The following is a 24,063-nucleotide window of genomic DNA, read 5'->3' on the forward strand; positions in this document are numbered from 1 at the left end:
CTCAAATTTCCCCAAGAAATTCCCTACCATGGTGAACCGACAGAAAGCACTCGAAAACCGGAGCCTGCAAAAAGCGATACAGGCAGCTGGTCCGCACAAACTTGCCTATTGTTCCGTTTTGTGATAATCTTATTGGAAAGCCCGCCACAGGAGGGAGCTGTTATGCAAATTCACAAATCAGCCGAAGATTACCTGGAAGCAATTCTGATGCTGAAAGAGAGAAACGGAGCTGTCCGTTCCATTGACATTGTGAATGAGACGGGTTTCTCGAAGCCGAGCATCAGCATTGCCATGAAGCATCTGCGGGAAAGCGGATATATCAATATGGACAGCGACGGCTATATTACGTTGACAGAACGCGGATTGGCGGTTGCGGAGCGCATCTATGACCGTCACAAGCTGCTGACGAAATTTCTTGTTAAACTCGGTGTTGACGAAAAAACTGCCGCTGCAGATGCCTGCAAAATGGAACATGATTTAAGTGACGAAACTTTTGAAAAACTAAAAGAACACGCTGCAGCCTTTTTGAATAACTGAATCCCTGAATTTTCCCGAGCCGGCCGCTTTTAGCGCCGGCTCGTTTTTTGTGCCGATTTTTCACAACTTCAGCCATAATAGTTTAATATTTTTTGGAAAATTTGTCATTTTACTATTGACTATTACACACTAGTGTACTATACTGTCGATAAGTGATTTATAATCAATAGTGCATGCGGTCTTTCCTATGGCCGCGGTGCCGATAGGAACCGGGCCTTGCGGGAATCCGCTGCAGAAACGGAGTGAATGATATGGACAGAGTAACCTACCTCAGTCAACTGGAAACCGCTCTCCGAAAAAAATACCGAGAACAGCAAGTCCGAGATATTCTTGCGGACTATGAGGAATTCTTCGCCACAGGCATTGCAGAAGGCAAGAGCGAAGAAGAACTCTGTGCAGAATTCGGTCCGCCGGAGCAGGCAGCCCGGGAACTCAAAGACGAATGTGCAGAAAACCCCAGCGGCCGAAAAAACACAGTGGCAGTGGTCTGCACGATTCTTGCCGTGCTTGTTTTCGTGGTGGTTCTGTGGCCGTTCAGAGGGTATCTCACCGTCTCCAGGTCTCAGCTCATTTCGCAGGATGGGCCTGTAAATTTCTGGGTTGTGATGCTGACGCCTCTGATTCTGGAGGGAGTTCTCGCCTTATGGCTTCGCCGGGGATATTCCTCAGTGAAGAAAATGAAATGGGTTCCGCGGGTACACCTTATTCTTGCTGTGCCACTTGCGGTTTCCCTTGCCTGGCTAATCTACTATTGCTACAAAACGGTACCGCCAATCGAAATTGCTTGGTACTACCCGATTGCAGCGGCATGGGCTGCCAGAATCGGCGTACTGATTCTTTTGGCCTCCATCGTTCTTCTCTTCATCTACGCAATTAACGGCCACACAAAGGCATACTGGTTTTTATTCTGCGACACGGCGCTTCTGACATTAATTTTGAATTTTATACGTGTTCTTAGTTTTACTGACGCTGAGGCTACTGCCAGCAGCATGACCGCACGTATCGCGTCATGCTTCCTGTGGGCAATTCTACCGAACCTCGCAGCAGCGGCAGTGTGGTGGGCGATTGAAAAAATCGTCTTATTGCGGAGGGCAAAATCATGAGCGGGCAAATGAAAAAGGGTATTCTCGAGCTATGCATTCTGCATGAGGTGGCAAAAAAAGAATCGTACGGTTACGAGATTCTGAATGTCATCGGCAGCGTTTTTCCCGGTATGGACCGCAGCACCGTTTATGCCGTTCTGCGGCGCCTCAACGCGGATGGCAGCACCGCTGTCCGAATAGGGGATGGCGAATCCGGCGGCCCGCAGCGGAAATATTACCGAATCACCGAACGCGGCAGAGCCGCACTCCGTGAGCTTACGGAGGAATGGAACGCCGTTCGCAGCGCAGCGGAAAAGCTCGGCATCACCTGAAAACTATTCTGCGCTGCGGATAAGTTCGCGGTAAATTTCTCCTTTTTTCCTGCCGGTTTCCGAAGCTGCACGCTTTGCCGCCTCGGAGGCGGACAGGCCTTCTGCAAGGTAGCTGCGTGCGAGCGCCACGGCGTCTTCTTCCGACTTTGGCTCGTCCTTCTTCTCTGCGCCTTCCACCACAAGCACGAATTCGCCACGGGCGCTGCCGTCCGCATACCGTTCCGCCGCTTCCGCCAGCGTTGTGCGAATGACCTCCTCATGGATTTTCGTCAGCTCGCGCACCAGTGCAATGCGGCGGTTCCCCAGTACCGCCAGCAGGTCGGCAAGCGTTGCCGCCAGCTTATGCGGCGCTTCATAAAACACCATCGTCCGCCGTTCGTCTCGAATTTCTTCGAGATGTTTACGGCGGTTCTTTTTATTTACGCTCAAAAAGCCTTCAAACGTGAACCGGCCGGTCGGCAGGCCAGATACCGCCAGCGCCGTAACCACGGCGCTCGGCCCGGGTACCACGGTCACGGGGATGCCGCGCTCCGCGCATTGCTTCACGAGCAGCTCTCCGGGGTCCGAAATGGCAGGCATACCCGCGTCTGTGACCAGTGCGCAGGTTTCGCCGTTTTCCATCCGCTTGCAAAGAACCGGACCGCGTTCCGTTTTGTTGTGCTCATAATAACTCACAAGTGGCTTCTTGATGCCGAAATGATTCAGGAGCTTCATGGTCACCCGCGTATCCTCCGCTGCAATGAAATCTGCCTGCGACAGTGCCTCGATTGCACGTGGAGAAAAATCAGACAGGTTGCCGATGGGCGTTCCGACGAGAACCAGTTTTCCGCTCATGTTCTTCCCTCCTTGTAATCCCCGTATATCCGAAGCATCTCTTCCGAAAAGCCGCCGTTTTCCTCGATTAGCAAGGTCGGCGCGACGGTCATGCCGGGTTTTCCCCCTCGGTTTGCCTGCAGCAAAAACAGGAACGGCGCCGATGTTGTTCTTTGCTGCACGAAGCGTATCCGCTTCGGTTCCAGGCCCGCTTCGCGCAGAGTAAGAAGCGTTCCGCACAGGCGCTCCGGACGCATGCAACAGCAGAATCTGCCGCCCCAGCGCAGAAGCTCCGACGCGGCTTTGGCGATATCCGAAAATCTGCACACCGTCTCGTGCCGGGCAATTCGTTCTTCTTCGGTCGCACTTAGGCAGCCTGTCCCTGCTTCCTTGTAGGGCGGGTTGCAGGCAATGAGGTCGAGCGAACCTGCGGGGATATTTTCCCGGGAGCGCAGGGTGCGGAAATCCCCCTCGGAAACGTGGATGATGTCCTGAAAGCCGTTGAACCGAACGGAGCGCCGGGCCATTTCACATGCGCCCGGCTGAATCTCGGCCGCCCACACCTGCCCGGGATTTGACCTGGTGCACCAAAGCAGCGGAATCGTTCCGCATCCCGTGCCGAAATCCGCACACCGTTCCCCTTTTTTCGGCATAGAAAAGTCCGCCAGCAGAATCGTATCCGTATTGAAGGCGCAGCCGTTGCCAACAATGACCGATGTGTGTTTTGAAAGCGGTTCCAGCCGCTCGCCTTCACGCAGAGAGACAGCCGAGGTTTCGTTCATGTTTTACCGATCCTTCCATGAAATTTATCGCGAGAAAGAGAAAAGGCGGGGCGCCTCTGCGCTCCGCCTGCATGTATTGATTGCATCAAGCCTGTTTAGGTGCGCCAACCGGGCACACAGCAGCACATGAACCGCACTCTGTGCACTTATCAGGATCGATCTCGAATTTGCCGTCTCCTTCGGAAATAGCTCCAACCGGGCACTCGCCTGCGCATGCACCGCAGGAAATGCAATCATCGCTAATTGCGTAAGCCATTCAGGGACACCTCCATCTCGTAGATTTCCTAATCATTGTACCATAAAACCGTGAAATTGCAACAAAATAATTTCCCGCTCTATACTTTCTCCAGCTGTTCGAGCAGCTCGCTCTCCTGCTTAACAGCAGATGCCTTGCCGCTCTTGAGCACTTTAATTTCACTGTAGTGGTACTGGCAATCTCCCTCAAGAGATGGGGTATCCAGCTTCACCTTTACAAGGCCCTTGAGCACGTCCTGCTCAGTAACCGTTCCTTTTCCTCGGGGCGTCATGACGATGGAATTCACCGGCGGCACGAGGCGCAACATCTCAGAATAGCTGTTCTGCTCATATTTCAGGCAGCACATAAGCCTGCCGCAGATTCCGGAAATTTTAACCGGATTCAGGGAAAGCCCCTGCTCTTTTGCCATCTTGATGGAAACAGGCTGAAATCCCCCGAGGAATGTCGAGCAGCAGAACGGGCGGCCGCAGACGCCAAGCCCGCCGAGCATCTTTGCTTCGTCCCTCACGCCGATCTGGCGCAGTTCGATGCGGGTGCGGAACACGGAAGCAAGGTCCTTGACCAATTCTCGGAAGTCCACGCGTCCGTCCGCCGTAAAGTAAAACAGGATTTTGGAATTATCAAACGTATATTCGACATCGACAAGCTTCATTTCCAGCTTGTGAGCCGCGATTTTGCGCAGGCAGATCTGAAACGCGTTTTTTTCTTTTTTGTGGTTCTCCTCCACACGTTTAAGGTCGTCCGCCGTCGCAATGCGAATCAGCTTTTTGAGAGGCTGCACAATCTCTTCATCGCTGACTGTGCGGTTCTCCATGGCTACTTCGCCGCATTCGACGCCGCGCGAGGTTTCTACGATTACCTGGTCGCCCTTTTTCAGCTGATTGCCGTCAGGGTCAAAATAATAAACTTTGCCTACGTTTTTAAAACGTACGCCTACGACTTCTGCCATATCTGGCCTCCCTTTATCGTCCTGCCGCCGTGCTGAGCCGCGCGCAGTAATCTGCAGCGAGCAGGGCGGTATTAGCATTCTGTTCTAATGCGGCCTGCGCCTTCTCCGTTTCCTCGAGCATCCGCATCAAACTAAGACGCGTCAGGCCGCTGCTCAAGAATGAAACCGTCTGTTCCCTGCCCGAAAGCAGCACCGTTCCGCCGGAACGGGCTGCCAGCGCGTCACGGAACAACATCGAAAGCTGCCGAAGCACTCCGCGGAATGTCTCGCGGTCGCCTACTAGGCCGGATGCTCCAAACACAAGTTCCGCCTCTGTCGGGGCAAGAACGGCTCGTGCAATCTTCTCGGCAAGCTCCCAATCGTCCGGCATGCTGCTGCCCGCGGCGGAAAAAATCTGCACGCGGGAACGAATCGTCGGCAGCAGCGCCGCGGCACTTACCGCCGTAAGGATAAAAAGCACATTCTGCGGCGGCTCCTCCAGAATTTTAAGCAGCGCATTCTGAGAGATTTCAGACATATTCTGCGCACCGAGCAGAACGAATACTCTGCGGGGTGCTTCATTCGGACGAACGTATGCGTCAGACCGAATCTGCCGGATGGTATCCACCGGAAAAGCGCGCGGATTCGCGTCGCCGTCTACGGTAAAAATATCGGGATGAGAACCCGCCGCGGCCTTTTCGCAGCCAGTGCAGACGCCGCACGGCTTTTTGCCGTGCGAAAGGCATACGGCTGCCTGTGCCAGCGTTGCCGCAAGCCTGTCCGTTCCGCTACCGGGTTCTCCTTCCAGAAGGACGGCATGGGGAAACCTTTCCTCCGAGAAGGCAAAGGAAAGGTCCTTCTGGATCTGTGCGCCGCCTTCCGGACCGCTGAACTGTATGCTCATACTTTCTCAAACCGCTCCACATTGAGCACAAAAATCGTAGAGCCGCCCACCGTCACTTCAACCGGGTAGGCAGAATACATTCCCATATCCATCGTTGTGGTATTCGGCACAAGCTGGGAACGCCGACGGCTTTGCTTCGCGATAATGTCAATTACCTGGTCAACTTTGTCATCGTCTGTTCCGACAATGAATGTCGTGTTCCCGGATTTCAGGAATCCTCCTGTGGTGGCTAGCTTGGTAACGGAAAAACCGTCTTTCGTTAATGCTTCAGCCACACTGCTGCTGTCATCACTGCTGACAACTGCCATGACAAGTTTCATACTGGAACTCCTCCCACGCCGTCAGATTTGGGGCCGCTAGTATGCTTTCAAAATATATATGCCGGTTTCACTCGTTATTTTAACACTTCGAGCATAAAAAAGCCATACCTGCGCAAAAAGTCCGTATTTTGCGCGTGAAGTACTTTGCTGGACAAAAACCGCATAGCAACCCTCGTGGGCGGTTACGGGCACGCCGTTTCTTCGGCGTATAGGTGCTTTGTCAAGGAACAGGCACAGACTTTTCCAGAAATTACTTCTGCTCATCGAGCGTTAGGCTGTAAGACGGCAGAAATTCTTCCACAAAGCAGTCCGCTTCCGGAAGATTCATCTTTTTTATGGATTCCCGCAGCGCAGTTTCGGCGTCTGCAAATTCGTGGTTTCCCATTCTCTGTTCCTCCACGCACTTGATGACGGCGGAAATTTTGTCTGCCGCTTTCACAAGCGGCAGAAGTTCCCGGTCGCTTTCCTCCGGTTTCCCGAGAAGGGAGCGATATGTAGGGCGCAAATCCTCCGGAAGAAGCGCGAGGAGCTTTTCGCGCGCCACGTTTTCAACCTCGCCGTAAGCGGAGCGGATTTTCGGGCTGAAGTACTTCACCGGGGTCGGCATATCGCCGGTGATGATTTCCGTGGAATCATGGAACAAGGCAAGCAGAGCAGCCCGCTGCTCATCCACATGGCCGCCGAATCGCTTGTTGCGCAGCACGGCAAGCGCGTGAGCAATAACCGCTGTTTCAAAGCTGTGTTCGCAGAGGTTCTCATTTCTGGTATTCCGCATCAGGCCCCAGCGGTTGATGTATTTCATTCTTGAGAGCATGGCAAAAAAATGGTGCATAATTCATTTCCCCTTCCCCGCGCAAAAACTACGTCTTGCACAATATTCTTTTCTCATCATAAAGGAAGTTACGAAGATTTCAAGGTTATCATAAAAATTTCATCGTTTTATGTTTTTTTCCTAAAAGTTCTTATGCTATAATGAATTTATTATCCAAGTTGGGGGCGAGGCAGTGGTGCCGTTACACATCCTGAGGGACAGCAGCACACCCGGCTTTTACCGGCGAAAAGCCTTTTTCTATGGACTTGGTGTTGCGTTCCTGTTTTTTATTCCGTTTATCATTTTTGACCAAGGCTACTTTCTCTTTTACGGAGATTTTAATGTTCAGCAGGTTCCGTTCTACCAGATGTGCCATGATTCCATACGCAATGGAGAATGGGGCTGGAACTGGAAAACCGACCTTGGAGCCAATTTCATCGGTTCTTATACGTTCTACCTGCTTGGCAGCCCGTTTTTCTGGCTGACCATTCCGTTCCCGAGCTGGATGGTGCCGCACCTGATGGGCCCGCTTCTGATTCTCAAGTTCGGCTGCGCGACCCTTACCTCATACGTTTACCTGGAACGGTACGCCAAACACCCGGATTATGCCATCATCGGAGCCATGCTCTACGCGTTTTCCGGTTTTTCCGTCTACAATATCTTCTTTAACCATTTCCACGAAGCAATCATCTTCTTCCCGCTCATGCTCTGGGCACTGGACGAATACATGTATGAGCGGCGGCGCTGCACGTTCGCAATTACGGTTTTCCTCTGCTGCACCGTCAACTATTACTTCTTTGTTGGACAGGTTGTTTTCCTCCTGATTTACTGGACTGTGAGGATGCTTTCCGGAAGCTGGACAATCACAATGAAAGACTTCCTGCTTCTGTTCTGCGAATCCGTCATCGGCGTGCTGTGCTCCTGCCTGCTTCTGATTCCGACAATTCTGGCCGTTTTGCAAAATCCGCGCATTTCCGACCCGCCGAACGGCTGGGGAGCGCTTCTCTACGACTATAACCAGCGCTACCTGCACATTTTGGAGTGTTTCTTCTTCCCGCCGGACATTCCGGCAAGGCCGAATTTCACCCCGAACTCCGAGGCGAAATGGGCATCTCTCGGCGCGTGGCTGCCGCTGTTCAGCATGAGCGGGGTCATTGCGTTCCTGCAGTACAAAAAGAAGCATTGGCTGAAAACAATGCTTCTCATCCTTTTCCTCATGGCAGGCGTGCCGGTCCTCAACGCCGCCTTCCAGCTTTTCAACATGGCGTATTACGCTCGCTGGTACTATATGCTCACGCTGATGATGTCTCTTGCCACCATCGCCTGCCTGCAATATGCAGACGTCGACTGGAGGCGCGCGATCCACTGGACGCTTGGCATAACACTTGGCATTGCGCTTCCCATCGGATTGATGCCTCGCTCCGTCTCCGATACGGACACAGCAGAGAAGAAGTTATCCTTTGGACTGGAAGATTACCCAACCCGCTTCTGGGCTTATGTTGCGGTTGCTCTGCTCAGCTTGGCGCTGCTCGTGATGGTATTCCAGTATTACCAGCGCAACAGGCGCAAATTCCTGAGCTCCTGCATGCTCGGCATCGCGCTTGTGAGCGTGATCTACTCCGCCTATTTCATTGCGCTCGGCAAAACGCAAAGCGATGACACGCACCACTGGATTATTCCCTATTCTCTGAACAAAGGGGCCGACATTCATCTACCGGACAGCGATCAGTTTAGCCGTGTCGACGTTTACGACGGCATGGACAACCAAGCGATGTTCTGGCAGAAACCGACTATCCAGTGCTTCCACAGCATTGTCCCCGGCTCCGTCATGGAGTTCTACCCAACCATCGGCGTACAGCGCGACGTTGCCTCGCGCCCGGACACCAGCGTTTACGGTCTGCGCGGACTGACAAGCTGCCGCTGGCTGTTCTGCCCAAGCAATTCCAACCAGTCGTTTACCGATTCGACGGGCAAGGGCGTCATGCCGGGGTGGAGCTATTACGATACGCAGAATGGCTGCACCGTCTACCAAAACGATTACTACATTCCCATGGGCTTCAGCTATGACTATTACATCACCCGTTCCGAATACGACTCGACCAATCAGGCCGAACGGCACTTGCTTCTGCTAAAGGCGATTGTTCTCGAGGACTCCGACATTTTCCGGTATGGAAGCACACTGAAACATCTCGACCTGGACACGCAGTCCTACACAGAAGAGGAATATTACAAAGACTGCCTCGCCCGAAAAGCAACTTCCTGCTCCTCGTTCGAGTACGACAGCAGCGGATTCACCGCGAAATTCAATTCAAACACTTCGCGCATCGTCTTCTTCAGTGTTCCGTATGAAAACGGCTGGAGTGCTGAAGTCAACGGCAAAAAGGTGGATATCATCAAGTCCAACGTCGGCTTTATGTCCGTAGAAGTTCCGGCGGGAACCTCGGTCATTCACTTTACTTATCAGACACCGGGACTGAAACTCGGCGCAGCTGTTTCCGCAGGCGGAATTGCCCTCTTGCTTTTCTACTGGTATTTCACCAAGCCAACAGGCCGCAGAAAAGGGCAAATCGAGCAAGACCCTGTTCGACAAACCGACGAAGTACAATAAATTTGGGAGGTCATTCAAAATGCCTGTCGTTTATTTAGTCATTCCCTGCTACAACGAAGAAAAAGTTCTTCCCGAAACCGTCAGCCGGCTGACGGATAAGCTGAACAAAATGCTGAACGCCGGCCTTGCCGACAAGGGCAGCCGCATGCTTTTCGTTGACGACGGCAGCCGTGACGCAACCTGGGAACTGATCTCCAAATTCTGCGCCGAAAACGAACTTGTTGCCGGAATCAAGCTGGCGCACAACCGCGGCCACCAAAACGCGCTGCTTGCCGGTCTGATGACCGCACGCAAATACGCCGACTGCGTCGTGAGCCTTGACGCCGACCTTCAGGACGATGTAGATGTTCTGGACGAGTTCGTGCAGAAATTCATCGACGGCTGCGACGTTGTTTACGGCGTGCGCAATAAGCGCGAGTCGGACACATTCTTTAAGCGCACAACAGCCGTCGGCTTTTACCGGTTCATGGAGAAGCTCGGCGTCAATGTCGTCTACAACCACGCAGACTACCGCCTGATGAGCCGCCGCGCGCTTGATGCGCTGAGTGAATACCGCGAGGTAAACCTGTTCCTGCGCGGCCTTGTTCCGCTCATCGGCTTTAAGAGCGATGTCGTTTACTATGACCGCCACGAGCGTTTCGCCGGGGAATCGAAGTACCCGCTTAAAAAGATGATTTCCTTCGCAGTGGACGGCATTACGTCCTTCAGCGTAAAGCCGCTCCAGCTGATATTCGGCCTCGGCGCAGCAATTTCGTTGGTCAGCCTTGTTGGTGTCATCTGGTCGCTCATCGCGCACTGCGCCCACGGCGCGGCAGCATGGATTATCGGCATTTGGTCGCTGTGGCTGCTCGGCGGTATTCTGCTTCTTTGCATGGGTGTCATGGGCACCTACATTGGCAAAATCTACGCAGAAGTCAAAGCTCGCCCGCGCTTCCTGATTGAGCAGTCGCTTAATTTGCCGGAGAAGGAAAAATAATCATGTGTCCGCATCTTCCGGCCCGTAAAGTGCCGGAAGATTTTCCCCGAGATTATTGAACCCAAGAACAGCCAGAACAATCATGAATCCGGCGGAGAGAGATTCCCACGGAGCTTTCAAAAGATATGCCTGTCCCTCGGCAAGCATCCGGCCCCAGCTCGGCGCAGGCGGCTGGATGCCGAGTCCGAGATAGCTCATGCCGGATTCCGCGAGAATGGCGTTGGAAAGGCCGACAATGACAGCAGGTATGATAGACGGCAGGATATTCGGAAGGATATGCCGGTAGAGGATGCGCCGGGTCGAAACACCGCAGACACGCGCCGCTTGGACATATTCCCTGTTTTTCATCTGCTGCGCGCCGCTCCTCGCAATTCGGATATACCCCGGCAGAAATGCAATCGCCAGCGCCGGCACTATGGTAAACTTTCCTGCACCGTAGACCGTAACGGCCACGAGCGCCAACAGTACGCCCGGAAAAGAGGCCAGCGCATCGGTCAAGCGCATGATGACAGCTTCCAGCACTCCACCCAAATACCCGGTGAAAAGGCCGATTGTGATGCCGATTGCCGCGCTCAGGGCAACGGTAGCCGTTGCAGCCAGCAGAGAATATCTTGCGCCGGTAATGGCGCGGCTGAAATTATCGCGCCCGAACTGGTCGGTGCCGAACCAGTGTGACAGGGAGGGCGGCAGAAACCGCTGTGCCGTGTTCATCGCATACGGGTCATACGGCGTGTAAAACAGGCTGACGACGGCAAGCAGAACCATGATGGCGATGATGGCAGCGCCGAGCCGAAAACGGAATTCTCGAGTATTTTTCATGAATTTTCCGCTGCCTCCCTTCAAGGTTCGCTCTTCATTCTCGGGTCAGCCGCCCGCTTCAGCAGGTCAGCCGCGAAATTGGCAACGGTGACAAGAAACGCTATGTAAACAACAAGCGACTCCATCAAAGGGAAATCGCGCGAGTTCACAGCAGAAATCAAAAGCCGCCCAATGCCGGGAAGGCTGTATACCTGTTCAATCAGGATACTGCCGGAAAAAACCTCGGCGATTATCATTCCAAAGAGCGTAATCGCGGGAATCAAAGCGTTTTTCAGCACATGCTTTAGAAGGATGGCATTGTCCGAGAGTCCTTTGCTTTTTGCAGTGGCTACATAGCCGCTGTTTTTTTCTGCCAAAATGGAAGTGCGCAGGAATTTCGCAATCACCGCGGCATTCGGCAGCGCAATGGCAAGCGCCGGAAAAATCAAATAGCGCAGAAAGCCCTGAAAATTCTGACGGTAATCGACATAAGCGCCGGGTGTAAAGATATGTAAGACAAGACCGAGCACCCAGATGCAAAGAATCCCGATAAAGAAATTCGGCAGCGCCAGATTCAGAACGGTGAGCGAGTCGAGGAGCCGACCCAAAAACGACCGGCTGCTTTTTGCGGACAACACGCCGGCCGGGAACGAAAGCAGCAAAATAAACACCAGCGCAAGCCCCGCGAGCCACGCCGTAACCGGCAATCGCTCAAAAATGAGCGCCGAAACCGGTTTGGAATACTGCAGCGATATACCCATATCGCCGCTCAGAAGTCCGCCGAGCCAGCTCAAATAGCGGACCGGCAGGCTTTTATCAAGCCCCAGTCTGGCGTGAAGCTCCGCAAGGCTCTGCGGCGTGGCCTCCGTGCCGAGAATCAACTGCGCAGGGTCGCCCGGAATCAGATTGAACGCCAAGAACGTCAGAACCGTTACGAGAAACATCGTAATCAAAATGCCGAGTAGCTTTTGGAAGCAGTATGCAGCGGTCTTCATGGAAATCCCACCTTTCCACCAACCATTGCTTCACCCAGCAGCTTTGATGGAAGAAGCATCGAAAACATACAGCGGGTAGGAAACGAATCCCGAAAATTCCTTCCGGAACACATTGATGTTAGAAATATCCTGCAAAAACACGCTTGCGGCATCTTTGGAAAGCTGCTGCTGAGCCTTTTTATACAGTTCAATGCGTTTTGTCTCGTCTTTTTCTTCCGTCGCCTGACGGTACAGGTCGTCGTAGGCTGCACTGGAATAATTGATAAAGTTCTTTGCGTTTCCGGAGACATAGCGGCCCAAATAGCTTTTCGGCGAAAGCGTAGCGCCGTCTACGGAAATGATAGTCGCCTGATATTCGCGGTTCTGGTAGGCTTTGCTGAGCCACGTTGCAAAGTCGACCTGTTTAATCTGTGCGCGGATTCCGACTTCTTTGAGCTGGTTTACGATAACCTGCGCCGTGTCAACATGGACGGTGTAGTTGGACGGGACGGTGATGGTCATATCAAAGCCACCTGCCAAGCCCGCCTGCGCCAGCAGCTGCTTTGCTTTCTGCACATTGCGGTCATAGGCGTGGGTCAGCGACGAATCGAAATACTTTTTGAGGCCCGGAATCACCGGTGTTCCGCAGCGGACGCCTTTACCGAAATCCACCGTCTCGATAATGGCGTCGGGGTCGATTGCATAGCTGACAGCCTGACGGACTTCAACTTTATTAAACGGCTCCGCCTTATTGTTGAGGGCAAGCATCTGCACCGAATTAGAGTTGGTAGCAATTATGTTGAAATCGCCGGAAAGCTGCGACGCTACGTTGTTGGCAACGGCTGCCCCGTCGACGCTGCCGCTTTGCAAATCGGTCAGCAGCGTGTTGGAATCCGACTCCAGCTTGAAAGTCACGGTATCCAAATACGGCAGTCCCTTCTGCCAATAGTAAGGATTCTTTTTCAGAACAAGCGACTGCTGCGGCGTATAAGATACAAAGCTGTACGGCCCCGTTCCGATTGGAGAGGTATCCTGCTTGTCATATCCCTTCGGCACAATCGCCGTCGTGAGGTATGGCAGAAAATCGGGGTCCGGATTTTTCAGATGAATTTTTATGGTGGACGAATCGGCAATTTCGACCGAGCGGATATTCTCCAGTTCGGCGACCAGCACTTTGCCGCCCGAAAGGCCGGCTGCGGTTTCGAGCGAATATTTTACGTCTTCTGCGGTAACGTCCTCTCCGTTCTGGAATTTCACTCCTTTGCGGAGCTGAAACGTGTAGGTCAACGCATCTGCGGAAATCGAGCTTTTCTCGGCAACGGCAGGGCGCAGATTGCCGTCTTTGTCCGGCTTAACAAGCCCCTCAAAAATATTGAAAAGAATCATGCGCGTATCGGCGGAAGTCGCGAGGTACGGGTCGAGATGGCTCGGCTGCGTCTGCACGCCATATACAAATGTTCCGCCTTTTCCGTTACTCGTCTGGGAACCGGAAGATAAGTCATTGGTGTTTGAGCAAGCCGCAAGAGAGAATAAAACGGCAACGGCTACTGAGGCAGATAGGAATTGTTTTACAAAACGATGTTTCAATTGAAATTCCAGCCTTTCAAAAATTATGGTAAAACGGTAAAAAGCTTCTCTTGTCCATTCCGCACGGCGGCTTTTACAATTTTTCGCTCATAATTTTCCGTAGGCTGCTTTGTCTCCGCCTGCGCGGAGCGTGACGCCGCTGCAGCCCCGTTTCATCCATAAGCCGCCAAAACGAAATATCCATACCGATTAAAAAAACCGCACTCCGAATCGAGCCCTTTTCCACGCCCGCGGCGAATACGTGGAAAATGGTTGAAGACCCGGAATGCGGTTTTTCTATTACGGCAGACATGATACCAGAAAATCAGTCTGGAATACTGGGCGGCACCGCGGCCGCAATTCTGCCAAAGAAAGCGCCATGCAAAGCGGAGGAGCGCCATTTTGCACATGAACCTGTCATGCACCTCTTCTCTCCTTCTTCGTCAATGCATGCTGTCCTTTCCCGTTTTCTTATTGTTATCATACTCGCTTGTGAAATATTTGTCAACCTGTTTATTCGGATTTTCGCAATTAAAATTCACAGAATTCTCCCCCCGATTTCCACTCTATTCTCAAAATGGTGTATAATAAAGTGAGCTTTTGTCCGTTTCCGCAAATTTATCCGAAAACGGCATATCCTTATGAGTAACAGGGGGCTTTGTCCGTTGGCAGAAATATATTTTGACAATTCCGCCACAACGCGAGTCTGCGAAGAAGCAGCGCAAAAAGCGTTAGAGATGATGACACAGAATTACGGAAACCCTTCTTCGCTTCACACGATGGGCTTTCGTGCCGAGCAGGAGCTTCGCGCGGCGCGTGAAGCCGTTGCCGCACAGCTCGGTGCAAAACCGGAGGAAATCTATTTTACTTCGGGCGGAACAGAGAGTAACAACATCGCTCTGTTCGGTGCAGCGCACGCGCGCCGGAAGCGCGGCAACCGCATTGTAACAACGCAGATTGAACACCCGTCTGTGTTAAACGCGATGAAGAAGCTGGAGCAGGAGGGTTTTGAAGTCGTTCGGCTAAAACCGGATATGTGGGGAAAAATCGACCCCGAAGATGTGCGCAAGGCCGTAACGTCTGACACGATTCTTGTCAGCATGATGCGCGTGAACAATGAAGTAGGCAGCATTCTGCCCGTTGAGGCTGCGGCCGATGCAATTGAAGAAGCAAAGGCACCTGCCCTGCTTCACATTGACGCGGTACAGGCCTTCGGAAAGCTGCCGCTTCGCGTGCAGAAGCTCCGCGTTGACCTGATGAGCGTCAGCGCGCACAAGATTCACGGTCCGAAGGGCGTCGGAGCCTTGTATGTGCGCAAAGGCGTACACATTGAGTCGCTCACCTACGGCGGAGGTCAGGAGAAGAACCTGCGCCCCGGCACCGAAAGCATGCCGCTGATTGCCGCATTCGGCGCCGCCGTGAAGGCTCTCCCCGACACACAGGCGGAACTTTCCGCGATGAAGAAGCTAAATAGCCTTCTGCGGGAGGAACTTTCCAAAATTGACGGAGTCACCGTCAACTCCCCTGAGGACGCGCTGCCGTATATTCTGAACTTTTCAGCGGGCGGCGTGCGCGCCGAAACCATGCTGCACTTCCTTTCCGACCGAGGAATCTATGTTTCCTCCGGGTCGGCCTGCTCCAAGGGGCACGAAAGTCATGTGCTGCAAGCCATGGGCCTGCCGCGCGAACGCATCGCCTCCGCACTTCGGCTGAGCTTCAGCCGCTACAACACCGAAGAAGAAGCAAAAGAATTCATCCGCGCGCTTAAAGAAGGTCTTGCGACCATTACAAAGCGCCCGCTATGATGATAAATTCCACAACAACAGGGAGGAACCGATGAAAGAGGTCATTCTAATCAAGCTCGGCGAGGTCGTCCTCAAGGGACTGAACCGCCGCAGCTTTGAAGATGTTCTACTGAAAAATATCCGGCGGAGAATTGAACCGCTCGGCGGTTTCGATGTGCGTGAAATTCAATCCACCATTTATGTAACTCCGCGCGACGGCGCCGACATTGCGGACGCGGAGGAACGCATCGCCAAAATCTTCGGCATTGCCACGTATTCCCGCGCCTGCGAAACGCAGAAGGATATGACGGCCATCTGCGAATCCGCCGCGGAATACCTGCATAAGGAGCTTTCGTCTGCAAAGACTTTCAAGGTGGAGTGCAAGCGTTCCGACAAGAAGTTCCCGCTCAACTCGCCGCAGATCTGCGCCGAGGTCGGGGCATTTCTCCTCGAACGCTTCCCGAATCTGCAAGTAGACGTCAACAATCCGGATTACACGGTACGCGTGGAAATCCGCGACTATGCTGCGTATGTGCATGGAAACGCCAAGCGCGGCGCCGGCGGTATCCCGGTAGGAACCGGCGGAAAAGCAGCCATTCTCATCAGCGGCGGCATTGACAGCCCGGTTGCCGCATGGATGATGGCGCGCCGCGGCGTGGAGCTAACCGCCATTCACTTCGCCAGCCCGCCGTACACGAGCGAGCGCGCCGAACAGAAAGTGGTCGACCTGCTCTGCCGCGTCAGTGAATACGCGGGACGCATGACGATGTTCACCGTTCCGTTTGCAAAAGTACAGGAAGAAATCATGGCAAAATGCCCCGAAGAACTGTTCACCATCATCATGCGGCGGTTTATGATGCGCGCCGCCCAGAAGATTGCCGAGCGTGAAGGCTGCGGGGCTCTCATCACAGGCGAAAGCCTCGGCCAGGTGGCAAGCCAGACGCTGCAAGCCATTGTCTGCACCGACGAGGTCGCAACGATGCCGGTATTCCGCCCGCTCATCGGCATGGATAAGGTGGAAATCATCGACCTGGCACACCGCATCGACACCTTTGAGCTTTCCATCCTTCCCTACGAAGACTGCTGCACCGTCTTCACCCCGCGCCATCCTCGCACCCGCCCGGTCCTGAAATTCGTGAAAAGGGCGGAGGAAGCACTGGACGTGGACGCTCTGCTTGAGGATTGTCTCTCCCGCGTGAAAATCACAAAAATTCATCCGAATCGGTGAGAAATATGAACGCTGAAATCATTTCCGTCGGCACCGAACTTTTGCTCGGCCACACCGTCAATACAGACGCCTCGTTTGTCGCCCGCGAGCTTGCACCCGTCGGAATTAACCTTTTGTTTGCGTGCACGGTCGGCGACAACCCTGGCCGCCTGAAAGACGCCGTGGAAACCGCTCTGAAGCGGAGCGACATCGTCATCACCACGGGAGGCCTCGGCCCCACCGGCGATGACCTGACGAAGGAGACCGTCGCGGCCTGCGCCGGCAAGAAGCTGGTCATGGATAAAGCCAGCATGGACCACATTGAAGAATACTTCAAAGGCAGGCTGCTCAGCCCAACCCAGAAAAAGCAGGCCATGCTGCCCGAAGGCTGCACCGTATTTCCAAACAGCGTCGGCACGGCGCCCGGCTGCGGATTCCGCTCGGAAAACGGGAAGCTCGTCGTCATGCTGCCCGGGCCTCCGTCCGAACTGATTCCCATGCTCAAAAACCACGCGATTCCGTTCCTTCTGAAAGCGATAAACGGCGGCGCGATTGTGTCGCGCATTGTCCGCGTGTTCGGTCTCGGAGAAGGCTACGTCGCGGAGCAGATTGCCGATTTGTGCGAAAAATCCAACCCGACGTGCGCAACCTACGCGAAAGACGCCGAAATGTTCGTGCGGGTGACGGCGCGTGCTGAAAACGAGGAAAAGGCCGCCGAGCTGTGCGAGCCTGTCGTCGAGGACTTAAAACAGCGTCTCGGCGAATTCTGCTACGGTGTTGATGTGGACAGTCTGGAAGAAGCCGTTGTGCATCTGCTCGCAGAGAAGCATCTGACGCTTGCCACGGCGGAATCCTGCACCGGCGGTCTGGTGGCAAAGCGCATTACCGACATTCCCGGCTCCTCCGAGGTTTTCCACATGGGCGCCGTAACCTACGCAAACGAGATTAAGACGAAGCTTCTGGGCGTTCCGGAAGACGTGCTGGCAAAGTACGGAGCCGTCAGCCCGCAGGTAGCTAGGCTCATGGCGCAGGGCGTCCGAAATGTCTCCGGCTCGGATTTGGGCATCGGCATCACCGGAATCGCAGGCCCCGGCGGCGGTACTCCGGAAAAACCCGTTGGTTTGGTATATCTTGCTCTCAGCGACGGCAAAGACGTTTGGGTGCGTGAAATGAGGAACATCGGCTGCAACAAAGGCCGCGGCTATATTCGCTTCCTCGCCGCATCGAACGCGCTCGACATGGTGCGCCGCAGAGTGCTGAACCTCGGCGGCATCGAAAACGCCGCCTACTCACGCGAAAAAAGCGGGAAGTGACACAGAGGAATCTGGGAAAGGGGAAACTTGAAACATGAAAGCCGGACTGCTCTTTTATCTCTCCCGCAGAACATCCTCCTGCCAGCGTGTTCTGAGGCGTTCTGCAGGGTATTTCGGCCTTGAAGTGCCGGAAGCCCGCTTCTGCGTGAAAAAGGAAGCACTCGGAGGTGCGCTTGCGCGTCTGCTGCGGCAATACCCGATGGTGTTTGTCGTTGGCTCCGCGCAGGGAAAACGTCCCGACTGCGCCGGACCGATTTTCAATATGCTGCACGTTCCGCCCGGGCCCGACGGGGAACCGCGCGGAATTATGCGCCTTCCGGGTGCGGAAAAAACGGGGTATCTGGTGGAAAGTGCAACGCAGGCCATCATTCTCCTTCCCGACGATCCCTACGAAATTCTGAAAATGGCAAAGCCTATGTTCCAGCGCCTGAAACGCAAGTTCGGCTTGACGGGTGATTTTCCGAAGGTGGAACATCCGGATTACGCGAAGCTGATTGCAGACTGCATGGAAAAGGCTGAACATACATAAAGAAAAACAAAAATCTCCGGAGTCATGCTCCGGAGATTTTCTTTGTCCCTTTTATGATTTTCCGGTTGCCTGAACGAGTTTCACCTGAACGGTGAAGGTCTTTCCCGTTGATGCGCGGGAAACCGTGAGCGTTACCGTATCGCCGGGTTTTTTCGAGGCAATGGCGTTGGCAACGGAGTTCATGCTCGTAATGGGTTTTCCGTCAATCTTTGTGATGACGTCGCTCCTCTGGATCCCTGCCGCGCTGATATACTCGCTGTTAATGGAGTAAACATACAGTCCGCTTTCAAGCCCGTAGAAGCGTGCTGTCATGGCGTCAATATAAGTTCCCGTAATGCCGAGCATCGCGCGGTCTTTCACATAGCCGTATTCTTTGAGCTGGGTGATAATCGGCTGAGCCGTGTCGATGGGGATGGCGAAACCGAGGCCTTCATAGCCCGTTGCAACAATCTTGGAGGAATTGATGCCAATGACCTGGCCGCGCATATTGACAAGAGCACCGCCGGAGTTGCCGGGGTTGATGGCCGCATCCGTCTGGATGCACTTCATGGTGTAGCCGGTTTCGGAATTGGTGATTTCGCGGTTCAGCGCAGAAACATAACCCACCGTAACGCTGGAGTTGAACTCAAGGCCGCCCGGGTTGCCGATGGCCATTACCGTATCGGCAACTTTCATGTCGCTGCTGGAGCCGAATTCCGCCGCTTTGAGGCCGGTTGCATCGACCTTGATGAGGGCAAGGTCGGTAATGTTGTCGCTGCCGATGAGCTTTGCGGAATATGTCTTTCCGTCATAGGTAACGACCTTCAGCGATTTCGCGCCGGAAACAACGTGTGCGTTGGTAATGATATATCCGTCGGACGACATGATGATGCCGCTGCCTTCGCTGGTCGGAGAAACATCGCTGTCGGAACCATCCGTGTAATCATCCTCATACTCATCTTCATCATCGCCAAAACCGAACCGGTCTGAGTTTCTTCTTGATTGCTGAGAAGTGGCACCGTAGTTTTCTATGCAAACAACAGAGGGCAGAACTTTTTCTGCTACCTGCTGCTTAGTCAACTCTCCGGTCGTCACCTCTGTGTTTGTTACGGCCTTGTTGCTTGCGCTGTTCTTAACGATGGTGAAGGCAGGGCCGGAACCGCTTTGTTGAATACGAATCACGCCGCTGTTAATGAGGTGTGCGAACCCCGCGATGGAGCCTGCCGAAACAACCAAGCATGCCAACACACCGAGCAACACTTTCTTGACAACGCCTTTTCTCACTTTTTTCGGTTTCTCGGTTGGGTATGGGCTGTAATTGCTGCCGTATGGAACATACGTCTGGCTGTGCTCCGGTGGCGTGGACTGGGAGCTGTCAGAAGATCCGGTACTGTAAGTGTACTGCGTCCCTCTCGGCGGGGTATAGCCGTGGTAGGAGTTCCCGTTCCACACGGATCCTCCTTGATACTCCGATGTGCTGTTGTTCTGATCCTCATTTATTCTCTTATCATTGTAGTCAGCCATGCTCAAACACCCTCTCTGTTTTGTCTGGTAATATTATGCTCGGTTTCTGTGAAAAAGGTATGATGCTTCGATAAGAATTTTTTGAATAAAATCTAAAATAAATATGAACAAGGAGGCGGTAATTTTTTTAGTACAAATTTCCTTGACGAGGGAGATAATCCGTGATAGTTTTAGTTGCAAGGAGGTTTCGAAAATGCAGATTCTATATCCCGAAGGGCGAAAAAAAGCTCTTACTTTCAGTTACGACGACGGCCAGATTTTCGACCGCAAACTGGTAGAGATTTTTAATCGCTATCAGGTCAAAGCAACGTTCCATTTGAATTCCGCAGTGCTGGACCATGAAGGTTTTATCACGAAGAAGGAAGTCCGCACCCTGTATGCCGGCCATGAAATTGCGTGCCACAGCGCGACTCATCCTTATTTCACGCAGCTTTCCAAAGAGCAGATGATTAATGAAATCTGGAAAGACCGCCGCTGCCTCGAAGAGCTGGCAGAATATCCGGTTGTAGGCTTTTCCTATCCGTTCGGCGATTACTCCGAAGACATCATCTCCACTCTGGAATCTCTCGGAATTGAGTATTGCAGAACGGTAGAAAGCCACCACGGTTTCCAAGTTCCCGCACGTTTCATGACATGGAACCCAACCTGCCACCACAACGAGGACCTTTCCAAACGGGCAGACACATTTTTGAATTGGCCGGACTTCTTTAAGCTGCCGCTGTTCTATGTATGGGGGCACAGCTTCGAGTTTGCTCGCCAGAACAACTGGGAAGTCATTGAGGATTTCTGCAAAAAGGTCTCCGGCAGGGACGAAATCTGGTATGCAACGAACCTTCAGATTAAGCGTTACCTCTCCGCAGTACGCAGCCTAGTTTACACCGCTGACGAAACAATGGTTTACAACCCCACCGCTGTTTCCGTCTGGGCAGAAATCAACGGAAAAGTCACCGAGCTTCTCCCCGGGCATACATACAAGCTGTAACAACAGGCCGCAGTCCTTCCGAAATGGGCTGCGGCTTTTCCTTATTATTGATTGGAAAACAGATTTTTATTGAATGTTTGCTGTTTTTGTCGTACAATTTTAATACGTTTGTTTCATGTACGCATCAGTTTACAGCGGTAAAGCGAACGAGTTTTAAATTAATGAGGAGAAAAAGGATGAACGAAAGCAAAAAAGTGTATGGCCTGTTTACGACCATCGCAATGATCGTTGGAATCTGCATTGGATCTGGTATCTTCTTCAAAAGCGATAATATTCTCGTGGCAACCGGAGGTTCCGTTTGGCTCGGTGTGCTGGTCTTTGTGCTCAGCGCCACAAGCATCATTTTCGGCGGGCTCTCCATGAGCGAGCTTGCCTCCCGCACCGACAACCCCGGCGGAATCATTGCCTACTATGAAGAATTTGTCAGTGAAAAAGCCGCATGCGGCATGGGCTGGTTTCAAATCTTCGTCTACTACCCAACCATTGCGGTTGTGGTTTCCTGGGTTGTTGGCATTTACACCTGCATCTTGTTCGGATGGCCCGGCACGTTCTGGAATCAGATGCTGATTGGCTTCCTCTTCTACACCATTGATTTTATCGTGAATGCCATTTCGGCGCGAATCGGCGGAGGATTCCAGAGATTCACCATGGTCTGCAAGATGATTCCGCTCATCATCATCGCCATTGCCGGCATCTTCTTCGGCAACCCGATTCAAGGGCTGCAAAGCGTTTCCAAAAGCACGCTGATCGGCGGCTCATGGCTAGCGGCAATCGGGCCGGTGGCATTCTCGTTTGACGGATGGATTATCTCCACAACGATTGCTCCGGAAATCCGCAATTCCAAAAAGAATCTGCCCAGAGCGCTGATTATCTCTCCGCTGATTATTCTCATCACGTATGTTGCATACTTTATCGGCGTTACGAAACTGCTCGACCCGCAAGAAATCATCAAACTGCAGGATGCTCACGTGGATGTGATTGCCCAGCAGCTTTTCGGCGGTATCGGCGGCCAATTAATCTTGGTTGCCGTCATTCTGGCCGTAATGGGTACGTCAAACGGCATTATTCTCGGATATATTCGCCTGCCCTACGCGATGGCGCTGCACGGCAGAAAAATGTTCCCGCTGGCTGACAAGCTGGATAAAATCAATGAAAAATGGAAGATGCCGGTCCGCTCCGCGGTGTTCTGCTATGCCATCATGCTTTTCTGGACAGTCATTCACATTGTTACCGTTCAGTTCAATCTTCTCCCGAATTCGGACGTTTCCGAAATCTCCATTGTCATGAGCTACCTGTTCTACATTGTCCTATACTATGCGGTGTTCCGCCTCTACCGCGAAGGCAAAATCAAGAGCATATTCCGCGGTGTGGTTGTTCCAATCATTGCCACACTCGGCTCGCTGTTCATCCTTTCCGGCGGCCTGCAGAACAGTCTTTTCATCATCTACGCTCTGGTATGCATTGCCGTTTTCGTTGCCGCGCTGCTTTTCTACAAGCGTCGCAGTGCCGCAAAGTAATTCAAAAATCAATAAACGTATAAAGGAGACGACAATATGCTGTCGTCTCCTTTTTTATGTATATCCTCTAACGGTAGGAATCGCGGTAAACGGCGATGCAGTCCTCGCGCGCCATTTCCTGACGGTCGCACCAAAACAGGCCGCCCATCGTGCTGCGTGCATTGTCAGCCAATGATCCGAACTCCTCCGGCTTGATGCCGTAATCGGACATCTTCAGCGACGCCACACCACATTCTTCTTGGAGCCGAACCAGCGCGCGGATAAAATCCATCGGTTCTTTCGCGTCGGTTGCGCCCATCGCCTGCGCCATGCGGACAAACCGCCCGTCGCAGACATGCGCTTCGACGAAATGCGTGAAATAAGCGCGGCTCACCATAATGAGCCCTGCACCGTGCGGGAGATTCTGGTGATAGGCCGACATGGCGTGCTCCAGCGCGTGCTGGCTTGTGCAGGCGCCCACACACATAACCATACCGGAAAGCGTACTGCCGAACGCGACCTTTTCCCGTGCGTCCAGATTGTCCCCGTTCCGAACGGCATCCGCCAGATTACGCCCGATGTTCTCAATGGCGGTAATCGCAAGCATATCGCTCATCGGGTTGGCTGCCTTGGAAATGTACCCTTCCACGCTGTGAAACAGCGCGTCAAATCCTTGATATGCTGTGAGTGCCGGCGGCACGGTACGCATCAGTTCCGGATCCACAACCGCAATAACCGGGTACATCTCATCCATGCCGAATCCGATTTTTTCGTGCGTCTCCTCGTTGGTAACGACCGTTCCGGCGTCCGTTTCAGAGCCGGTCCCCGCCGTTGTCGTAATCGCTACCACCGGAAGAGGCCGTTTCTCGATAGGCTTTCCTTTGCCGCTGCCGGAAGGAATGTAGTCCCAGTAATCCCCGGGATTGACCGCCATCAGCGCAATCGCTTTGGCCGCGTCGATACAGCTTCCGCCGCCAAGCGCCACGACGAAATCGCAGCCGTTTTCCCGTGCAAATGCCGCGCCGGCCATCACCGTTGACTTCAGCGGATTCGTTTGCACTTGATCGAATACAGCGTATTCTACTCCCGCAAGCCGTAGCTGTTCCTCTGTGCGTGCAAGGTAACCATTCTCCCGCACGGATTTTCCGCCGGAAATCACCAGCATCGCCTTTTTCCCGGGCATTTTTTGTTCGTGCAGATTGTCCAGTTGCCCCGCGCCGAAAAGAATTCGCGTGGGAATGTACATCAGAAAGCCCATTATGTTTCCCACCATTCTACTTTTATTTTCATCATGGTAATTTTCCGCAAGACAAAAGTCAAGACGCGGGGCAAATAGGTTTTCGAGATAACGCATTTACAAAAGATGGATATTGGAGTATGATCTTTATAAATAAACAAATTCGATTTTGTCTTAAAAACAAGATTGATAATTCGCAGTTCTGGCTATTCTTTCAAGTTACTAAATCTTTATTTTTCGACACTGAGTGCTCCATTGAACTTTGAAGGCTCAAAGAATATAATTTAAATAGCCTGCAGAAGCGATAAGGAGTTGTTGAAAAGGC

General features: G+C 53.0%; 23 protein-coding genes. 11 read left to right on the plus strand and 12 right to left on the minus strand.

Annotation, left to right across the window (positions count from 1 at the left end; all coding sequences use genetic code 11):
• Positions 1-162 precede the first annotated feature (162 nt).
• From NOG13_RS06390 to NOG13_RS06400, 3 genes are all read left to right on the plus strand, one after another.
• Complete coding sequence (locus tag NOG13_RS06390; RefSeq protein ID WP_283109745.1) at positions 163-537, plus strand: metal-dependent transcriptional regulator; 375 nt, start codon at positions 163-165, stop codon at positions 535-537.
• Between the two features lie 251 nt (positions 538-788).
• Positions 789-1,640 (plus strand): DUF1700 domain-containing protein, encoded by an 852-nt coding sequence (locus NOG13_RS06395; protein WP_283109746.1) that lies wholly within the window; start codon positions 789-791, stop codon positions 1,638-1,640.
• Positions 1,637-1,951 (plus strand): PadR family transcriptional regulator, encoded by a 315-nt coding sequence (locus tag NOG13_RS06400; RefSeq protein ID WP_283109747.1) that lies wholly within the window; start codon positions 1,637-1,639, stop codon positions 1,949-1,951. Before NOG13_RS06395 ends, NOG13_RS06400 begins: the two co-directional genes overlap by 4 nt.
• Positions 1,952-1,954: 3 nt before the next feature.
• Here NOG13_RS06400 and rsmI read toward each other — a convergent pair whose 3' ends face one another.
• The 7 genes from rsmI to yfbR form a co-directional block, all read right to left on the minus strand.
• Complete coding sequence (gene rsmI, locus NOG13_RS06405) at positions 1,955-2,785, minus strand: 16S rRNA (cytidine(1402)-2'-O)-methyltransferase (protein WP_283109748.1); 831 nt, start codon at positions 2,783-2,785, stop codon at positions 1,955-1,957.
• Positions 2,782-3,546 carry a tRNA1(Val) (adenine(37)-N6)-methyltransferase gene (locus NOG13_RS06410; RefSeq protein WP_283109749.1) on the minus strand — a complete coding sequence of 255 codons (765 nt, stop codon included), beginning with the start codon at positions 3,544-3,546 and terminating at the stop codon, positions 2,782-2,784. The genes rsmI and NOG13_RS06410 overlap by 4 nt, the downstream gene beginning before the upstream one ends.
• A gap of 85 nt (positions 3,547-3,631) precedes the next feature.
• Entirely contained in the window at positions 3,632-3,802 is a 171-nt protein-coding gene (locus tag NOG13_RS06415) for a DUF362 domain-containing protein (RefSeq protein WP_283109750.1), read from the minus strand.
• Positions 3,803-3,881: 79 nt separating this feature from the next.
• Complete coding sequence (locus NOG13_RS06420) at positions 3,882-4,751, minus strand: PSP1 domain-containing protein (RefSeq protein WP_283109751.1); 870 nt, start codon at positions 4,749-4,751, stop codon at positions 3,882-3,884.
• A gap of 13 nt (positions 4,752-4,764) precedes the next feature.
• Positions 4,765-5,634 carry a DNA polymerase III subunit gene (locus tag NOG13_RS06425; protein ID WP_283109752.1) on the minus strand — a complete coding sequence of 290 codons (870 nt, stop codon included), beginning with the start codon at positions 5,632-5,634 and terminating at the stop codon, positions 4,765-4,767.
• Positions 5,631-5,954, minus strand: coding sequence for a cyclic-di-AMP receptor (locus NOG13_RS06430; protein ID WP_283109753.1), 324 nt, complete (start codon positions 5,952-5,954; stop codon positions 5,631-5,633). Before NOG13_RS06430 ends, NOG13_RS06425 begins: the two co-directional genes overlap by 4 nt.
• A gap of 250 nt (positions 5,955-6,204) precedes the next feature.
• Positions 6,205-6,786 carry a 5'-deoxynucleotidase gene (gene yfbR / locus NOG13_RS06435; RefSeq protein ID WP_283109754.1) on the minus strand — a complete coding sequence of 194 codons (582 nt, stop codon included), beginning with the start codon at positions 6,784-6,786 and terminating at the stop codon, positions 6,205-6,207.
• 172 nt (positions 6,787-6,958) lie between these two features.
• Between yfbR and NOG13_RS06440 the strand changes: the two genes are divergently transcribed.
• Positions 6,959-9,373, plus strand: coding sequence for a YfhO family protein (locus NOG13_RS06440; RefSeq protein WP_283109755.1), 2,415 nt, complete (start codon positions 6,959-6,961; stop codon positions 9,371-9,373).
• Between the two features lie 19 nt (positions 9,374-9,392).
• The gene (locus NOG13_RS06445; RefSeq protein ID WP_283109756.1) at positions 9,393-10,349 is read left to right on the plus strand and encodes a glycosyltransferase family 2 protein; all 957 of its coding nucleotides are present in this window, start codon (positions 9,393-9,395) and stop codon (positions 10,347-10,349) included.
• Here NOG13_RS06445 and NOG13_RS06450 read toward each other — a convergent pair whose 3' ends face one another.
• The 3 genes from NOG13_RS06450 to NOG13_RS06460 are packed head-to-tail and all read right to left on the minus strand — an operon-like array spanning position 10,350 to position 13,708.
• Entirely contained in the window at positions 10,350-11,168 is an 819-nt protein-coding gene (locus NOG13_RS06450; protein ID WP_283109757.1) for an ABC transporter permease, read from the minus strand. It abuts the gene before it with no gap.
• 20 nt (positions 11,169-11,188) lie between these two features.
• Complete coding sequence (locus tag NOG13_RS06455; protein WP_283109758.1) at positions 11,189-12,142, minus strand: ABC transporter permease; 954 nt, start codon at positions 12,140-12,142, stop codon at positions 11,189-11,191.
• Between the two features lie 30 nt (positions 12,143-12,172).
• Complete coding sequence (locus NOG13_RS06460) at positions 12,173-13,708, minus strand: ABC transporter substrate-binding protein (protein WP_283109759.1); 1,536 nt, start codon at positions 13,706-13,708, stop codon at positions 12,173-12,175.
• 644 nt (positions 13,709-14,352) lie between these two features.
• Here NOG13_RS06460 and NOG13_RS06465 point away from each other — a divergent pair.
• The 4 genes from NOG13_RS06465 to NOG13_RS06480 are packed head-to-tail and all read left to right on the plus strand — an operon-like array spanning position 14,353 to position 18,520.
• Entirely contained in the window at positions 14,353-15,492 is a 1,140-nt protein-coding gene (locus tag NOG13_RS06465) for a cysteine desulfurase family protein (protein ID WP_283109760.1), read from the plus strand.
• A 31-nt stretch (positions 15,493-15,523) separates the two neighbouring features.
• On the plus strand, positions 15,524-16,699 hold the full coding sequence (thiI, locus tag NOG13_RS06470; RefSeq protein WP_283109761.1) for a tRNA uracil 4-sulfurtransferase ThiI: 1,176 nt from the start codon (positions 15,524-15,526) through the stop codon (positions 16,697-16,699).
• Between the two features lie 5 nt (positions 16,700-16,704).
• Entirely contained in the window at positions 16,705-17,991 is a 1,287-nt protein-coding gene (locus NOG13_RS06475) for a competence/damage-inducible protein A (protein ID WP_283109762.1), read from the plus strand.
• A gap of 34 nt (positions 17,992-18,025) precedes the next feature.
• Positions 18,026-18,520, plus strand: coding sequence for a hypothetical protein (locus NOG13_RS06480; protein ID WP_283109763.1), 495 nt, complete (start codon positions 18,026-18,028; stop codon positions 18,518-18,520).
• A 51-nt stretch (positions 18,521-18,571) separates the two neighbouring features.
• Here NOG13_RS06480 and NOG13_RS06485 read toward each other — a convergent pair whose 3' ends face one another.
• Entirely contained in the window at positions 18,572-20,023 is a 1,452-nt protein-coding gene (locus tag NOG13_RS06485; RefSeq protein ID WP_283109764.1) for a S1C family serine protease, read from the minus strand.
• A gap of 193 nt (positions 20,024-20,216) precedes the next feature.
• On the opposite strand from NOG13_RS06485, the gene NOG13_RS06490 reads away from it, so the two are divergent.
• Together NOG13_RS06490 and NOG13_RS06495 are read left to right on the plus strand one after the other, a co-directional pair.
• Positions 20,217-21,005 carry a polysaccharide deacetylase family protein gene (locus NOG13_RS06490; RefSeq protein WP_283109765.1) on the plus strand — a complete coding sequence of 263 codons (789 nt, stop codon included), beginning with the start codon at positions 20,217-20,219 and terminating at the stop codon, positions 21,003-21,005.
• Positions 21,006-21,181: 176 nt separating this feature from the next.
• Positions 21,182-22,522, plus strand: a complete 1,341-nt coding sequence (locus NOG13_RS06495) for an APC family permease (RefSeq protein ID WP_283109766.1) — start codon at positions 21,182-21,184, stop codon at positions 22,520-22,522.
• Positions 22,523-22,589: 67 nt separating this feature from the next.
• On the opposite strand, the gene NOG13_RS06500 is transcribed toward NOG13_RS06495, so the two are convergent.
• Complete coding sequence (locus NOG13_RS06500) at positions 22,590-23,759, minus strand: iron-containing alcohol dehydrogenase (protein ID WP_283109767.1); 1,170 nt, start codon at positions 23,757-23,759, stop codon at positions 22,590-22,592.
• Positions 23,760-24,063: the final 304 nt, after the last annotated feature.

Origin of the sequence: Thermocaproicibacter melissae (assembly GCF_024498295.1) — a bacterium.
Taxonomy (GTDB): domain Bacteria; phylum Bacillota; class Clostridia; order Oscillospirales; family Acutalibacteraceae; genus Thermocaproicibacter; species Thermocaproicibacter melissae.

Excerpts from the sequence above, each read along its gene's own strand:
- NOG13_RS06390 (WP_283109745.1), top strand. The coding sequence starts at position 163 with ATGCAAATTCACAAATCAGCCGAAGATTACCTGGAAGCAATTCTGATG.
- NOG13_RS06395 (WP_283109746.1), top strand. The coding sequence starts at position 789 with ATGGACAGAGTAACCTACCTCAGTCAACTGGAAACCGCTCTCCGAAAA.
- NOG13_RS06400 (WP_283109747.1), top strand. The coding sequence starts at position 1,637 with ATGAGCGGGCAAATGAAAAAGGGTATTCTCGAGCTATGCATTCTGCAT.
- rsmI (WP_283109748.1), bottom strand. The coding sequence starts at position 2,785 with ATGAGCGGAAAACTGGTTCTCGTCGGAACGCCCATCGGCAACCTGTCT.
- NOG13_RS06410 (WP_283109749.1), bottom strand. The coding sequence starts at position 3,546 with ATGAACGAAACCTCGGCTGTCTCTCTGCGTGAAGGCGAGCGGCTGGAA.
- NOG13_RS06415 (WP_283109750.1), bottom strand. The coding sequence starts at position 3,802 with ATGGCTTACGCAATTAGCGATGATTGCATTTCCTGCGGTGCATGCGCA.
- NOG13_RS06420 (WP_283109751.1), bottom strand. The coding sequence starts at position 4,751 with ATGGCAGAAGTCGTAGGCGTACGTTTTAAAAACGTAGGCAAAGTTTAT.
- NOG13_RS06425 (WP_283109752.1), bottom strand. The coding sequence starts at position 5,634 with ATGAGCATACAGTTCAGCGGTCCGGAAGGCGGCGCACAGATCCAGAAG.
- NOG13_RS06430 (WP_283109753.1), bottom strand. The coding sequence starts at position 5,954 with ATGAAACTTGTCATGGCAGTTGTCAGCAGTGATGACAGCAGCAGTGTG.
- yfbR (WP_283109754.1), bottom strand. The coding sequence starts at position 6,786 with ATGCACCATTTTTTTGCCATGCTCTCAAGAATGAAATACATCAACCGC.
- NOG13_RS06445 (WP_283109756.1), top strand. The coding sequence starts at position 9,393 with ATGCCTGTCGTTTATTTAGTCATTCCCTGCTACAACGAAGAAAAAGTT.
- NOG13_RS06450 (WP_283109757.1), bottom strand. The coding sequence starts at position 11,168 with ATGAAAAATACTCGAGAATTCCGTTTTCGGCTCGGCGCTGCCATCATC.
- NOG13_RS06455 (WP_283109758.1), bottom strand. The coding sequence starts at position 12,142 with ATGAAGACCGCTGCATACTGCTTCCAAAAGCTACTCGGCATTTTGATT.
- thiI (WP_283109761.1), top strand. The coding sequence starts at position 15,524 with ATGAAAGAGGTCATTCTAATCAAGCTCGGCGAGGTCGTCCTCAAGGGA.
- NOG13_RS06475 (WP_283109762.1), top strand. The coding sequence starts at position 16,705 with ATGAACGCTGAAATCATTTCCGTCGGCACCGAACTTTTGCTCGGCCAC.
- NOG13_RS06480 (WP_283109763.1), top strand. The coding sequence starts at position 18,026 with ATGAAAGCCGGACTGCTCTTTTATCTCTCCCGCAGAACATCCTCCTGC.
- NOG13_RS06485 (WP_283109764.1), bottom strand. The coding sequence starts at position 20,023 with ATGGCTGACTACAATGATAAGAGAATAAATGAGGATCAGAACAACAGC.
- NOG13_RS06490 (WP_283109765.1), top strand. The coding sequence starts at position 20,217 with ATGCAGATTCTATATCCCGAAGGGCGAAAAAAAGCTCTTACTTTCAGT.
- NOG13_RS06495 (WP_283109766.1), top strand. The coding sequence starts at position 21,182 with ATGAACGAAAGCAAAAAAGTGTATGGCCTGTTTACGACCATCGCAATG.
- NOG13_RS06500 (WP_283109767.1), bottom strand. The coding sequence starts at position 23,759 with ATGGGCTTTCTGATGTACATTCCCACGCGAATTCTTTTCGGCGCGGGG.